This window comes from Flavobacterium sp. JLP (assembly GCF_015350755.1).
Taxonomy (GTDB): domain Bacteria; phylum Bacteroidota; class Bacteroidia; order Flavobacteriales; family Flavobacteriaceae; genus Flavobacterium.
In genome coordinates this window covers 418,343-433,316 of sequence record NZ_JADKPS010000002.1, presented here as the reverse complement: position 1 = coordinate 433,316, position 14,974 = coordinate 418,343, and the positions used below count along the sequence as shown (strand labels likewise).

The 14,974-nt window shown below is 32.6% G+C and carries 12 protein-coding genes; 8 read left to right on the top strand and 4 right to left on the bottom strand.

The window, feature by feature from the left end; all coding sequences use genetic code 11:
* Positions 1–37: 37 nt before the first annotated feature.
* Positions 38–1,591, bottom strand: a complete 1,554-nt coding sequence (locus IRZ83_RS07285; protein WP_194567822.1) for an aldehyde dehydrogenase family protein — start codon at positions 1,589–1,591, stop codon at positions 38–40.
* A gap of 182 nt (positions 1,592–1,773) precedes the next feature.
* Here IRZ83_RS07285 and IRZ83_RS07280 point away from each other — a divergent pair, with 182 nt between their 5' ends.
* Entirely contained in the window at positions 1,774–2,733 is a 960-nt protein-coding gene (locus tag IRZ83_RS07280) for an MBL fold metallo-hydrolase (RefSeq protein WP_194567820.1), read from the top strand.
* On the opposite strand, the gene IRZ83_RS07275 is transcribed toward IRZ83_RS07280, so the two are convergent.
* From IRZ83_RS07275 to IRZ83_RS07265, 3 genes are all read right to left on the bottom strand, one after another.
* Positions 2,734–3,525 (bottom strand): hypothetical protein, encoded by a 792-nt coding sequence (locus IRZ83_RS07275; RefSeq protein WP_194567818.1) that lies wholly within the window; start codon positions 3,523–3,525, stop codon positions 2,734–2,736.
* 133 nt (positions 3,526–3,658) lie between these two features.
* Entirely contained in the window at positions 3,659–4,198 is a 540-nt protein-coding gene (locus tag IRZ83_RS07270; RefSeq protein WP_194567816.1) for a 3-hydroxyanthranilate 3,4-dioxygenase, read from the bottom strand.
* A gap of 192 nt (positions 4,199–4,390) precedes the next feature.
* Positions 4,391–5,497 (bottom strand): endonuclease/exonuclease/phosphatase family protein, encoded by a 1,107-nt coding sequence (locus IRZ83_RS07265; protein ID WP_194567814.1) that lies wholly within the window; start codon positions 5,495–5,497, stop codon positions 4,391–4,393.
* Between the two features lie 125 nt (positions 5,498–5,622).
* Between IRZ83_RS07265 and IRZ83_RS07260 the strand changes: the two genes are divergently transcribed.
* The 7 genes from IRZ83_RS07260 (at position 5,623) to IRZ83_RS07230 (ending at position 14,972) form a co-directional block, all read left to right on the top strand.
* On the top strand, positions 5,623–6,699 hold the full coding sequence (locus IRZ83_RS07260; RefSeq protein WP_194567812.1) for a serine hydrolase domain-containing protein: 1,077 nt from the start codon (positions 5,623–5,625) through the stop codon (positions 6,697–6,699).
* Between the two features lie 179 nt (positions 6,700–6,878).
* Positions 6,879–7,778, top strand: a complete 900-nt coding sequence (locus IRZ83_RS07255; RefSeq protein ID WP_194567810.1) for an LD-carboxypeptidase — start codon at positions 6,879–6,881, stop codon at positions 7,776–7,778.
* Positions 7,779–7,936: 158 nt separating this feature from the next.
* Entirely contained in the window at positions 7,937–8,308 is a 372-nt protein-coding gene (locus IRZ83_RS07250; protein ID WP_029271539.1) for a YraN family protein, read from the top strand.
* A gap of 119 nt (positions 8,309–8,427) precedes the next feature.
* A complete protein-coding gene (locus IRZ83_RS07245) occupies positions 8,428–9,084 on the top strand; it encodes a hypothetical protein (protein ID WP_008466087.1) in 657 nt (218 codons plus the stop codon).
* Positions 9,085–9,481: 397 nt separating this feature from the next.
* The gene (locus IRZ83_RS07240) at positions 9,482–10,045 is read left to right on the top strand and encodes an RNA polymerase sigma factor (RefSeq protein WP_194567808.1); all 564 of its coding nucleotides are present in this window, start codon (positions 9,482–9,484) and stop codon (positions 10,043–10,045) included.
* Between the two features lie 342 nt (positions 10,046–10,387).
* Positions 10,388–11,566 (top strand): FecR family protein, encoded by a 1,179-nt coding sequence (locus tag IRZ83_RS07235; RefSeq protein ID WP_194567806.1) that lies wholly within the window; start codon positions 10,388–10,390, stop codon positions 11,564–11,566.
* 190 nt (positions 11,567–11,756) lie between these two features.
* Entirely contained in the window at positions 11,757–14,972 is a 3,216-nt protein-coding gene (locus IRZ83_RS07230) for a SusC/RagA family TonB-linked outer membrane protein (protein WP_228520671.1), read from the top strand.
* The last annotated feature ends 2 nt before the right edge of the window (positions 14,973–14,974 follow it).

Sequence of the window (14,974 nt, the reverse complement as noted above, 5' to 3'; positions counted from 1 at the left end):
TGGAAGCCTTTTCTATAATATCATTTTTCAAAAATATTTACAAATCAAATTTGATTCCTTGTGCCAAAGGCAAACTAGTCGTATAATTGATTGTGTTCGTTTGACGGCGCATATAGATTTTCCATGCGTCAGATCCTGATTCGCGTCCGCCTCCAGTTTCTTTTTCTCCTCCAAAAGCGCCACCAATTTCTGCTCCAGATGTTCCTATATTTACATTTGCGATACCGCAGTCAGAACCAACAACAGATAAAAATCTTTCAGCTTCACGCAAATTATTTGTCATAATTGCAGATGATAATCCTTGTGCCACACCGTTTTGAATTTCGATAGCATGATCAACATCTCCAGAATATTTAATTAAATATAAAACTGGAGCAAATGTTTCATGCTGCACAATTGCAAATGAATTTTGAGCTTCTGCAATAGCTGGCCTTACATAACAGCCACTTTCATAACCTTCTCCAGAAAGTACACCGCCTTCAACTAAAATTTTTCCGCCTTCAGCCACCACTTTATTTAATGCAATGGCATACATTTCTACAGCATGCGTATCAATCAGCGGTCCAACATGATTGTTTTCGTCAAGCGGATTTCCAATACGTAATTGTTTGTACGCAGCAACAAGAGCATCTTTTACTTTATCATAAATACTTTCGTGAATAATCAATCGACGAGTTGATGTGCAACGCTGTCCTGCAGTTCCAACTGCTCCGAAAACAGCACCGATTACTGTCATTTTTATATCGGCATCTGGAGTTACAATAATTGCATTATTTCCTCCTAATTCTAATAACGATTTACCTAAACGTCCAGCAACTGCCTGCGCTACAATTTTCCCCATTCGGGTTGAACCTGTTGCAGAAATAAGCGGAATTCTAGTATCAGACGTCATTAATTCACCAATTGTATAATCGCCATTGATCAAACAAGAAATTCCTTCCGGAAGATTGTTTTCTTTAATAACCTGCGCAATAATATTTTGGCAAGCAATACCACAAAGAGGTGTTTTTTCAGAAGGTTTCCACACACAAACATCACCAGAAATCCAAGCTAAAGCTGTGTTCCAAGACCAAACAGCAACTGGAAAATTAAATGCAGAAATGATTCCAACAACACCTAACGAATGATATTGCTCGTACATACGGTGTCCAGGTCTTTCAGAATGCATCGTTAATCCGTGCAATTGACGAGATAAACCAACAGCAAAATCACAGATGTCAATCATTTCTTGCACTTCGCCATACCCTTCCTGCAATGATTTTCCCATTTCATAAGAAACTAATTTACCAAGTGCATCTTTATTTTCGCGCAATTTTTGCCCAAACTGACGCACAATTTCTCCACGCTGTGGTGCAGGAATCAAACGAAATGTTTTGAAAGCTTCTGTTGCAGAACGCATTACTTTTTCATAATCTTCAAGAGTAGACATTTTTACCGAAGCAATCAATTTTCCGTCAACTGGTGAGAAACTGTCTAACATTTCTCCAGAAGAAAAATTCTCTATTCCTGTTGATGTACCTTCATTTATCAATTTGATGCCCAATTTATCCAGAGCCTCATTCATTCCAAATTGCGATGCTATTGTTGTCATTGTAACTTTTTTAGTTAAAATTGTTATATTTTTATGTAAAGATATTATTTCGAGTTGAATTTCAATTAAATTGACTTGTTAAAATCAAAGTAAATTTAGCGTTAATTATAATGAATTAGAGAAACAAAAGTCAATTTATTCAGCTTAAATGATGAAATTTGCAACAACAAAATTACCCAAATATGGCCACGTTAAATAAATTTTTAATCTTCTTCGTTTTAATTTCTCTTAATGCATTTTCTCAAAAAGAACAAAAGACTTCTTTTCAAGTTGTTCCGTTAGGAATAAAAGGAGGTATTGATGAAAAAAATCTTTCAGCGTACTTAGTAGCTCCAATAAATACAAATGATTATATCAGTCTCGATGCCGGAACGATAAACGCAGGAATAGAAAAAGCAATTGAGAATAAAGTTTTTAAAGTTTCAACCGAAGAAGTTTTACGTAAATACATTAAAGGTTACTTTATTTCACATGCACATTTAGATCACGTTTCTGGCTTAATTATCAACTCACCAGCAGATTCTTCTAAAACTGTATACGCAACCAATAAATGTATGGAAATGATGGAAAACCATTATTTTAACGATCAAACTTGGGCAAATTTTGGGGATCAAGGACCTGGAAAACAATTAAAAAAATATCATTTTCAGACTTTAACTATCGGTGAAGAAACCCCAATTACTAACACAGCAATGACGGTAAAAGCTTTTCCTTTAAGTCATGTAAATCCGTTTGAGAGTACAGCTTTTTTAATTAAAAATGGAGATTCTTATGTGCTTTACTTAGGAGATACAGGACCTGATACAGTTGAAAAAAGCGACAAATTAAAAGGGCTTTGGACGGTGGTTGCACCACTTATTAAATCCCAACAATTAAAAGGAATTTTTATCGAAGTTTCTTTTCCAAATGAACAGCCAGATCAATTTTTATTTGGGCATCTAACTCCTAATCATATAATGAAAGAACTTCATATTTTAGCAGATTTAGCAGGAAAAGATAGTTTGAAAGGTTTCAATATTATCATTACACACTTGAAACCGCCAGCTAAAAATATAGCAAAATTGAAAGAACAATTGCAAAAGCAAAATGATTTAGGATTTAAAATTATTTATCCTGAACAAGGAAAAAGATTTGAGTTGTAACTAAATTTTATCCATGTTCTTATATAACTTCCAATTTAAATCATATTTTAAACAAGTTTTTTTTAGAATTTGAAAAGTAAATTCACACATAAAATCCATTAACCTTTTAAACTTTTCAATATCAAGATTGACTTTTATCTCATTCTTTTTAATTGGTTTATATTCAAACAAATCAACAAAAAGATTTTTCTTATTTGTTGAGCAAAAGATTTTTGATTTTGACAAAATATAGTCATTGTGAATTATATTATGTCTTGTTTCTGATAAAACAAAAAATGAATCTTTTAAATCAAATTGAAGAATATCTTTTTGATAAGAAAACGAATCAAAAAGTTTATTAATAATTTCGAGAAGGGAATTTCCGCTTGGTATATTTTTTCTACAAAAAATTTGATTTTTTTTCTTTAATTCTATTTTCACAATTGTCTTTAATTCTTCATCTATTTCTGCACATTCAAAAATCAAATTCTTAAAAAATCTTTCTAGTCCTTCAAATGATTGTGCATACATCAAACAGAATTGTTTTGATAACAAATCATTTATAAATTCAGAATAATTATCTTTATTAGTGCATATCTTGCTATCTGTAGGATACGTATATGCCCAACCATTATCTGATCTGCCACTCCAATCTTTCAAAATCAAAGAAGAACCCAAATGCAAAATTGAATCGGGTGTATTATATTTTTCTATGTCTTTTAAAAAAACTGTATTTAATCTAGAAGCAATATGCTTATATTCAATTAATGAATCATAATATTTATCTAAATGAGATTTTAAAATAATTTCCAAGATGTCAAATTTAATTTGTAAAAAATTCTTTTGAAAACGAATGCCCTAGCCCCGATAGAAGTGGAAATCCTTTTGCTTTTTTCTTTAAAAAGCAAAAGATTGTAACGGATAGCGGGATTAGCTCCTAATTAAACTACTTCTTCGCCACAAATCTAGGATCAGATTCCATTACAGTCCCGCAATTATCACAGGTTCTTAATTCTTCTGAGTTATAAAAATGTTCAAAATGAGGCAAGAAATCTTTTTCGATATTGTGAAGTTCAAAAAATACTTCATACAATTTATGATTGCAATTGTCGCAATGCCAAAGCAAACCGTCAGTATAGCCTTTTCCTGCACGTTTACGCTCAATTACCAATCCAATTGAACCTTCAGAACGAACTGGAGAATGCGGAATTTTTGCAGGATGAAGATACATATCACCGGCATTTAATTCCATTTCTTTACGTTCGCCATCTTCCTGAATTACAACTTTTATATTGCCCTCAAGCTGATAAAAAAGCTCTTCGGTTTCGTTGTAATGATAATCTTTTCGGGCATTTGGCCCCGCAACAATCATTACAATATAATCTCCAGAATCTACATAAAGATTTTTGTTTCCAACGGGCGGTTTAAGTAGGTGACGGTTTTCGTCGATCCATTTAGTAAGATTGAAAGGTTTTGCTATTGCCATTTTTAAGGTACTGAGTTTCTATTTAGCTAAGTTAGTGAAAAGTTTTCAGTCGTAACAATTTAGTGTTTAGTCTCAGTTTGCAGTCGCAGTATTCAGTCGCAGTATTCAGTCGCAGTATTCAGTCGGAGTTTACTGCTGTAAGTTTACTGCGACTGAATACTGCGACTGAATACTGTGACTGAATACTTAAAACTACTTCATCTCTTTTATCAGGTAAATATAAACTGGAAAGTGATCGCTAAAACCAACTTCATTCTGACTGTGGCGCAAGGGATATCCTTTATATTGCCCAGAAGTTTGAACAAGATAGGATCTGTTGAAAATGCCTGCTTTCCAAAACATAAAAGTCGAAAAATTGGGTTTTATAAGCGATTCTGTAATTATAATCTGGTCGAAAATATCCCAAGAATCTCGAAATGCAATTGTTCCCATTCCTTTGTTCATCATTTCTTCGAAAGGATTAAAAGTACCAAATTCAGGAACTTCAGCCTTTTTTGCTTTTGCACCCAAAGCGACTTTCACACTTTTATTGTACGGGCCGTCGTTTAAATCTCCCATCGTAAAAACTTTTGCATTCGGATTTATTTGTTGCAACGAATCAATAATTTTCCTGTTTAATCGTCCAGCAGCTTCACGAAATTGACTGCTTGCCTTCTCTCCTCCTGATCTTGACGGCCAATGATTCACTATAATACTAATTTCTTCTCCTTCTAAGAAACCTGTAATTAAAAGCTGGTCGCGCGTAAAAACACGATTTTTATCAATTGTTGTTTCGATTTTGTCTTCAAGTTCATCATCGGCTTCTTCCTTTTTTTCTTCTTTAATTTTTGTTTTATTCTTGTAAATCAATAATGGAATATTTGAAAAGGAAGTAGGCTTAAAATATTTCTTTTGATAAAGCAGCGCCACATCGATGCCTCGTTTGTCAGGCGAATCAAAATGAATAATTCCGTAATCATAATTTGCCAATTTAGGTTCTTTAATTAAATCTTCGAGAACACCGCGATTCTCGATTTCAGAACCTCCGATAATAGTTGGTGCATTTGGATTTTCTGGTCTTCCAATTTCTGAAATAACGCTAGAAAGATTTTTAAGCTTTTGATGGTATTTTTCTTCTGTCCATTGCTGTGCACCTGTTGGCGTCCATTCATCATCATTTGTATTTACATCGTCATTCGTATCAAACAAATTTTCGAAATTGTAAAATGCTACGGTATGAATGGCATATTTTTTTGATTGCGCGTGAAGTGATAATGAGAAAAGAATAATGAAGTAAAATTGAAACCTAAAGATTTGCATAGTTTTTTATATTTAAAATTGCAAATTACTATATTGTAAGAAATTTACAGTATTTATTCTAAAATAATTCTTTGTTTCTACTAAAATGTCTTGTAAATTGCTGACTTAATTTACTGCTCTTCAAAATGAAAAAACTATTTTTTGCTCTTATCATATTTGTTCTTTGCAACAACGCTCACAGTCAAAAAAACAATTCATTTGCTGACAGTATCAGAGTAAAATACAATATTCCTGAACTCGCATACGCAGTAACTTCATCTGATTCTATTTTAGAAATTCAGGCTTTGGGTTTTCAGCGTGTTAGTTCAAAATTTAAAGCAAAAATTGATGATCGGTTTCGTTTAGGATCGGTTACAAAAACAGTTACAAGTTATCTTGCTGCCGTCTTAGTCAAAGAAGGAAAAATAAAATGGGAAACTAAGTTTTTTGATTTATATCCGGAATTAAAAGCGCAAAGCAATCCCGCGGCTTATAATTTTACTTTACAAGATTTTATAACTTTTCGTGCCAATATCAATACTTGGTCGTATGGGAATGAAACGCCAGCTCAAAAAGAAATTACAGGGAACAACCAGCAACAGCGATATGAATTTATCTCGTGGTTTTTTAAGCAAAATTCAATTATTTCCGAGAAACAAGCTGTTTATTGGTCCAATCCTAGTTATGTTGCTGCCGGGCTTATGCTGGAAAAAGCAACGGGAAAAACGTATGAAACTTTAGTGCAGGAATTGGGTAAAAACTTAAATATCGATTTTGATTTTGGACAGCCCAATTTAAAAGATATAAAACAGCCTTGGGGACATAATGAAGATTTAAAACCAGAAAAACCAGCTTTAAATTACAAATTAAACTGGCTTTCTTCTGCAGGAAATATAAATGTCAGCTTGCCCGATTATTGCAAATTCACTCAAATGCAGCTTCAAGGTTTACAGGGAAAATCTAAAATATTTAGTTCAGACGAATTTAATAAAATGCACTTTGGCATAGCCGAATTTTCTTTTGGATGGAATTCAGAAATTAATGAAACCAGCAAATTAAAGTATTCTTTTCATAACGGAAATCCAGGCACATTTTTAACCAAAGTCTATATTTGCAAAGACATTAATAAGGCATTTATAATTTTTGCCAACGTTCAATCTGAAGAAGCAGACAAAGGATTAATGCTGCTTTTAGCCAAATTACAGCAAAATTATGGCGGATAATTTTTTACCTTTAAAATAAAATTCATTTATTGACGATTATTTATATTACACATCAATACACTATGCAAATCATCATGAACACGAAAAACATCAATCAAATCAAGAAACACTTTGTTTTTTATAAATTCGTATTTGTTATTTTTGCCTTACAATCATTCACCTGCCAATCTCAACAAAACATGATAACACCACCTTATTTAAAAAAGGGAGATACAATTGCAATTGTTTCAACTGCCAGAAAAAATATTGACGATAATTTAAAACCAACTTTAGATTTAATTCACAGCTGGGGTTTAGAAGCTGTAATTGGAACAACAATTGGACTTGATGTCAACCAATTGGCTGGAACTGATGAACAGCGCGCGGCCGATTTTCAGCATCAATTAGATAATCCGAATATTAAGGCAATTTGGTGTGTTCGCGGCGGATACGGAACAGTTAGAATGGTAGATTTGCTTGATTTTACCAAATTTAAACAGCATCCAAAATGGATTATTGGCTTTAGCGATGTAACTGTTTTGCACAACCATTTAAACACAATGGGTTATAAATCCATTCACGGTACTATGCCGGTAAGCGTTGCCCGTAATACTCCAGAAGCGATTAGTTCACTAAAAGCCAGTTTATTTGGCGATCCACTATCGTATACAGTTGGTCCAGATAAAATGAATCGTTTTGGAAAAGCAACAGGCGAATTAGTAGGAGGAAATTTATCTATTTTATACAGTTTATTAGGTTCTCAATCTGCGATCGACTGCAAGGACAAAATTTTATTCATTGAAGATTTAGATGAATATTTATATCATATTGATCGTATGATGATGAATTTAAGAAGAAACGGCTGTATCGAAAATTTAAAAGGAATTGTAATTGGCGCCATGACCAGTATGAAAGACAATGAAGTTCCGTGGGGAAAAAATGCACTTGAAATCATTGATGATGTTACTAAAAAATACAATATTCCGGTAATTTTTAATTTTCCTGCCGGACATATTAGAGACAACAGAGCCTTAATTATGGGAAATACGGTTACTATTGATGTAAACCAATTTGGAAGTACGCTTACTTTCCAAAAATAATATTCTCTCCAAACTTCTTTATTAAGGAATTTTAAATACCACATAAAATCTCACAAGACGCAAAGTCGCAAAAGATAAACTTTTGCGACTTTGCGTCTTTGTGTAAATATTCTCAGTCCAACTCAAAACTAATAACTATAATTTACAACTAAAAAAAAATGGCTGAACATAACGAACTCGGAAAAAAAGGAGAAGAACTTGCTGTAGAACATCTTCGGCAAAATGGCTATGAAATTTTAGATCGAAATTGGACTTTTCAGAAGGCAGAAATAGATATTATTGCAAAAAAAGAATCGATTTTAGCCATAATTGAAGTAAAAACGAGGTCAAGTTTAGATTTTGGTTCTCCGCAAGATTTTGTTAAGCCAAAAAAAATTCAATTGCTTATTAAAGCAGTAAATGCCTACATAAACTATAGGGAAAAGGATTTTCAAGATGATTCAGAAATTCGTTTTGATATAATTGCAATTCATAAAAATGGCGAAACATTTGCAATTGAACATCTTACAGATGCTTTTTATCACTTTTAACATAAATTTTTATTGTTATAATTGTAACAAATTGTTTTTTTATTTATATTTGCACAGATTTATAACATCAAATTAACTAAACCAACCCAATTAAGTTACAAAAAAAAAGAAAAAAAATTATGAAAACCGTTTCTTCAATCGTCGAAAATTACATCAAAACAAAACCTTTTTTATTAAATGCGTTGTCGCTTGGAATCATTAATCTTACCTCGCTTTCTCGGAACATTATGACTGAATTGGAAAGCGAATTTGGAAAAGAAGTGAAACAAGGTGCTGTTGTAATGTCGCTAAAACGGCTTACCGAAGAACTGGATTTTAAATTGAATCATAAAATCAATAAAGTAATTAAGAATATTGGTGAAATTACAGTTCGATCTGAATTGACTGATTACACGTTTGCAGCTTCAGAAACTGTTCTAAACAAACAAGCCGATTTAATTTCTGATATTAATGCTTTATCTGATATTTTTTATACCTCATCTCGCGGTGTAAACGAAACAAATATTGTAGTAAGCAGCAGTGTAAATCATTTGGTTGAAAAACACTTTATGCGCGAAAAATTAATTCAGAAATTAGATAATTTAGCTTCGATAACGGTTAAGTTACCAAAAGAAAACATTGTCGTTCCTGGTATTTATTACTTCATTTTCCAGCGTTTGGCCTGGGAAGGAATCATTATAAATGAAGTAATTTCGACTTCAAATGAATTTACTATTTTAGTAGGAGAAGATCAGGTTGATGTGGCTTTTAAAGTAATTAAAGACTTGAAAAACTAGTCAGATTTTAAATTAAAAAAGAGTCATTCAGATTCTTCATATTATATAATTCCTTTGTTTTTTGCAGAAAAGACAAAGGAATTTTTTTATGCTAAAACATCATTATTAAATTTTCATTCATTTAATACACAAATAAGAATATTCTCAAAAAATCAATTTCATTATTGTAATTTTTAAAATATCAAGCAAAAAGATATTGACTTGATAAAAAGCCATTTACTAAGACGTTTATTGCTATTCAGCATAAATTTAATTAAATAAATCACAATTAAGTTTTTTTGTATCCTATTTGTTGCGAATAATATTTTTATATATTTGCTAACCAGACAACAAATTAGAGTACCAATTTTGATAGTATCATAATATAATTAGATTTAAATAAAGACTAATTAAATTAATGTTAGAAGCGAACGATCATAGCGAAAAATTATTGGTGAGTGAACTCAAAAAAGGCAACGAAAAAGCATTTCGCAAGCTTTTTGATTTGTACTATCAGGATATCTATGCTTACAGCATCAGTTTATTAAAATCTAAAGAAGCTGCTGAAGAAAATGTTCAAGATGTTTTTATGAAAGTTTGGCAAAATCGCGAAAACTTAAATCTGGAACAATCTTTTAAAGCTTACATTTTTACCATTGCAAGAAATCAAGCTTTTAATGTTCTTAATAAAGCAGCGAACGATTTAGTACTCAAAGAAGCTGTATTTTATGAAAGTCAAAAATCGCATGAATATGGCGATTATTCTATTCGGGAAGTCGATTGTAAAAAGCTTCGAAAGCAGGCCATGAAACAATTACCACCAAAACGGAAACAAATTTTTAAAATGTCAAGAAAGAAAGGCATGAGTTACGAAGAAATTAGTCAAGAACTCGGCATCTCTATAAATACTGTCAGGAACCAAATGAGCAAAGCATTAGAATCTATGCGAGTCTTTTTTCAAGTTCACGATGAGATTATCTAACCAAAACCATGTTAACCAATTAAATCACTCTTACGGAGTGATTTTTTTTGTTTTAAAGTTTGTCATTTCGACCAAAGGGAGAAATCACACTAGAAGCTCTATAGAGTTAATCTTCACTCTTTGTCGAATTTCTGGTGTAATTTCTTCCTTCGGTCGAAATGACAAAAATCTGTTCAACTAAAAAAGCAAAAAATTATTTAAACAGAACCTCAACAAAATCAACACTTAACGTATTCTTTGATAAACTTAAATGTTAAAATTGAAAAATTTACAACGTTTGAGTAGTAGTCAACTTGCTTTCAACTGTATTATATCAGAACCGGATCTTAAAATCAATTCATAATGAATTCAAATTCTGAAATAAAAAATCTTTTGCAAAAGTTTGTTTTAAACCAATGTACGCTCGAAGAAACAAACGAAGTAATTGCTTATTATAAAAAAAATAAACTTACTGACGATTTTCCGACTGTGGAAGATATTCAGCATCTTTTGACGGAAATGCCAAAAATGGAACAGCAAACTGCTGACGATATTTTCTTGAACATTTTATCAGCATCAAAAGAAAATGAAAATACTATTGAATTCATCCCGAAAAAATCAAATTTCAGAAAGTATATTTCTATTGCGGCTTCAGCAGTTATTTTATTAGGAATTGGTCTTGCGTATCAAAAAGGTGCTTTCAATACTAAATCTGAGCAAAAATTCGATTTTAAAAGTACTGATATTGTCTTGCAGTTAGAAAATGGAAATGTTCAGATTATTTCTGAAAACAACACGGTTCAGGTAAAAGATGCTGAAGGAAATGTTGTGGGAAACCAAAACGGAGACAAAATTGTTTATGAAAACGATTCTGATTTAGATAAACTTACATACAACACAATCAAAATTCCGTATGGCAAAAGGTTTCAATTGCAATTGTCTGACGGAACTGTTGTTCACTTAAATTCTGGGACAACTTTAAAATATCCGGTAAAATTTATTGCCGGCGAAAACCGTCAAGTTTTTTTAGATGGAGAAGCTTTTTTTGATGTCGCCAAAGATAAAAAACATCCTTTTATAGTAAATGCAGACAACTTGAACGTTCGCGTTTTAGGAACACATTTTAATGTTTCAAACTATCCTGAAGATGAATTAACAGATGTAGTTTTAGTCGAAGGTTCTGTTGGAATGTACCGCAAAAACGAAGATTTTGACGCAAACAAAAACACAATTCTAAAACCTGGCTTTAAAGGAAGTTTTAATAAAGCGAACACCTTGATTGCTACAAAACCTGTGATTACAGATATTTATACTTCATGGATTACTGGCGGATTGACTTTTAGAAATATGACTTTCAAAAACATTATCACAAAACTCGAAAGACGTTACAATGTTACAATTATAAATAAAAACGAAAAATTAGCCAATGAAAAATTCAATGCCAGTTTCAGCGACGAATCTATAGAAAAAGTAATGAGCTATTTTAATGACATTCACGGCATTAATTACACGATAAAAAACAATCAAATACTAATTAAATAACCACTAAACCAATGAAGAAAAATGAAGAAGTAAAATTACAAGAATAAAAAAATCGGAAAGAGCTGCGAACAATTTCCGATTTACTAAGTGATTGAATATAACGAATTAACTACAATCAATTAACAAAATTATGAAAAAAAAATCTAAGAATACTGGGTTTCTATACTCATTATTCCAAAATGACCTAAAATTGAAACTAACTACATTACTTATTTTGGTCGCCATGTTTAACATTAGAGGAAATACTTATGCCCAAAAAACTAAAGTAACTCTAGAATTAAGCAATTCAACAATCGAAAAGGTTATTGAGACCATAGAACAAAAAACAGATTTCAGATTTATTTACAAACTGAATGATATCGACTTAGATCGCATAATTTCTATTTCCGTAAAAGAGCAGCCAATAAATATTGTTTTGGATAAACTTTTTAAAGGAACTCCAACCGAATTTAAAGTTCGAGACACTCAAATTATCTTAAAAAAACCAGAGCTTAAAACCGAAACTGTGAAAATTCAAAAGCAAACTGTTTCTGGAATTATTACAGATGAAAATGGGAGTCCTCTTCCGGGAGCATCAGTCTTTGAGGAAGGAACAAAAAACGGTGTGGTTACAGATTTTGATGGAAAATATCAAATTACCGTCGAAAGCAGTTCATCTGTAATTGTCGTTTCTTTTGTGGGATATAAAGATAAAAAAGTAGTTGCAAGCGAAAGCAAAATCAACATTCAGCTTTTGCCAGACGCAACTAACTTAAATGAAGTTGTTTTAGTTGGATACGGTTCTTCTGCTAGAAAAGATGTAACGGGCTCTGTATCTTCTATTGCAGCAAAAGACATGAATCAAGGTGCAATTGTAAATCCGTTGCAATTGATTTCAGGAAAAGCTGCGGGTGTCAACATCAACCAAATCGGGAGTGAGCCAGGCAGCGCTCCAAGCGTGCGTATTAGAGGTATTTCTTCTTTAATTGGAGGAAATGATCCGCTTGTAGTTGTAGACGGAATTCAGGGAAACTTAGATTTGTTAAGCCAAATTCCGCCAACTGAAATCGAAAGTATTGATATCTTAAAAGATGCATCGGCTACAGCTATTTACGGTTCTAGAGGTGCGCCGGGTGTAATCATTGTTTCAACTAAAAAAAATAAAGCAGGAAAAACGACAATCGAATATATTGGTTCTACGTCTTTAGATTTTATCCCGAAAAAACTAGATATGCTAAACGCCGACCAATGGTGGGAAACGGCTCAAAGTGTTGGTGTTCCGGCTTCTGCAAATCACGGTTCTGATACAGACTGGTACGGAATTTTAACTAAAACCGGCGTTACTCAAAACCATACTTTAGCATTTGGCGGAGGAGCAGACAAATTTAGTTACAGAGCTTCGATCAGTGCTATTTTGCAAGATGGAGTTGTAATAAATTCAAACAACAAAAAATACATTGCACGCGTTCAGGCAAGTCAAACTGGACTTGACGGAAAATTAAAATTGACTTATAATTTAAACAACGGAACAGATTATACGACATCTAGTATTCAATCTATTGGCCGTGTAAATTATGTTTCGAATTTAATTACAAATGCATATTTAATGCGTCCAACAGATCCAGTTTACAATACGGACGGAACCTATTTCACAGATCCAAATGTATTTCAATACTTAAATCCTTATGCTGTTGCAGAAACAGTTACTAACGAAAGTCAGGCTGATAATTTATTCGGAAGCTTAAAAGCAGATTTAGATTTATTTGATGGCTTAACGGCAAGCTGGTTTGGAAGCTGGAGAAAAACAAACAAAACAACTGGTTTTTATAATCCGGTAGAATCAACAGATTCTCATGCAATTGATCAAAAAAGTTTTGCTAACATCAGAAACGAAAGACAAAATGAAAGATTAATGGATATTAGTCTTAACTACAAAAAAACATTTGGTGCCCACACTATTAACGTTCTGGCTTTGTATGAGTGGCAAAAACAATTGTACCAAGGAGATTATGCGCAAGCAAGAGGTTTTATCAATGGTCTAGCTACTTACAACAACCTTGAATTGGCTGATATTTCTAAAGCATTATCTGGAGATTTAAAATCATACAAAAATGACAGAACTGTAGTTTCTTTCTTAAATCGTATTAACTACTCGTACTTAGACCGTTATTTATTTACAGGAAGTATTAGAAAAGATGGTGCGTCTGTATTTGGAGCGAACAATAAATGGGGCTATTTTCCATCTGCATCTATAGCTTGGCAAATTACCAAAGAAAACTTCATGGCAAATCAGACTATTTTCAACGAATTAAAATTACGCGTTGGATATGGTGAAACGGGTAACCAGCAAGGTCTTGGTCCGCAAAGTTCATTATCATTAGTTGGAGGTTCTGGCGTTACTTATTTTGGAGGCTCTCAAATCACCAATTTTAACATCAGTCAAAATGCAAATCCTGATTTAAAATGGGAAACTAAAAAGCAGACCAATATTGGTCTTGATTTCGCTCTTTTAGACAGTCGATTAAGAGGAACAATTGATGTGTACACTTCTACGACAGATAATTTATTATTTGATTACACTGTACCTCAGCCTCCTTATCCTTTTGATAAAATTAAAGCAAATGTTGGAAGTATTTCAAATAAAGGTTTAGAGATTGCTCTTGGATATGATGTCATCAGGTCTGAAAATACAACTTTAACATTAGCAGGAAATGTTTCTCTAATGAAAAATGAAGTACTTAATTTAAGTGGAAGTATCAACGGAGTTCCTTTAAATACTGATTATGTAAGCTGGGGAGCTCCAAACTCCTATTTGATAAAAGGACAGCCAGTAGGAACTTTCAATATTTTACAACACACAGGCGTAGATGCGGCTGGAGTAGAAACTGTTTTAGATCGTGACGGAAATGGCATTATCGATCAAGGAGACAGAAGTCCAGACCGATACTTAAAAGGTTCTGCATTGCCAAAATATACATATGCTTTCAACCCAACTTTCGTTCATAAAAACTTTGATGCTTCGATGTTGTGGAGAGGTTCTGGAGGTAATAAAATTTACAATCAAGTACGATCTAACATAAGCAAATTGGAAAATATTGGTAAATCAAACATTTTAGAAAGTGCTGTCGATGAAGGAATTTATACCTCTCCTTATGCCTCAGATATGTATTTAGAAGATGGTTCATTTTTACGTTTAGAAAATGTTACTGCCGGATATAACTTTCGTTTTACTGATGTTAAATACATCGAATCTGTTAGACTTTCGCTTACCGGAAACAACCTTTTACTTTTTACAAATTATTCGGGTATAGACCCAGAAATAACTTTGAGCGGAAGTGGTAAACTTGAGGACAACTTTGGTGTTGATAAAGGGATTTATCCACGTACCAGAAGTATCGCAATCGGTTTGAATGTAAAATTTAAATAGTA

Bases quoted from the DNA above. Each gene is read 5' to 3' on its own strand.
- IRZ83_RS07245 (WP_008466087.1), top strand. From the start codon at position 8,428: ATGAAAACCGTTTCTTCAATCGTCGAAAATTACATCAAAACAAAACCT.
- IRZ83_RS07250 (WP_029271539.1), top strand. From the start codon at position 7,937: ATGGCTGAACATAACGAACTCGGAAAAAAAGGAGAAGAACTTGCTGTA.
- IRZ83_RS07255 (WP_194567810.1), top strand. From the start codon at position 6,879: ATGATAACACCACCTTATTTAAAAAAGGGAGATACAATTGCAATTGTT.
- IRZ83_RS07285 (WP_194567822.1), bottom strand. From the start codon at position 1,591: ATGACAACAATAGCATCGCAATTTGGAATGAATGAGGCTCTGGATAAA.
- IRZ83_RS07280 (WP_194567820.1), top strand. From the start codon at position 1,774: ATGGCCACGTTAAATAAATTTTTAATCTTCTTCGTTTTAATTTCTCTT.
- IRZ83_RS07240 (WP_194567808.1), top strand. From the start codon at position 9,482: ATGTTAGAAGCGAACGATCATAGCGAAAAATTATTGGTGAGTGAACTC.
- IRZ83_RS07235 (WP_194567806.1), top strand. From the start codon at position 10,388: ATGAATTCAAATTCTGAAATAAAAAATCTTTTGCAAAAGTTTGTTTTA.
- IRZ83_RS07270 (WP_194567816.1), bottom strand. From the start codon at position 4,198: ATGGCAATAGCAAAACCTTTCAATCTTACTAAATGGATCGACGAAAAC.
- IRZ83_RS07260 (WP_194567812.1), top strand. From the start codon at position 5,623: ATGAAAAAACTATTTTTTGCTCTTATCATATTTGTTCTTTGCAACAAC.
- IRZ83_RS07265 (WP_194567814.1), bottom strand. From the start codon at position 5,497: ATGCAAATCTTTAGGTTTCAATTTTACTTCATTATTCTTTTCTCATTA.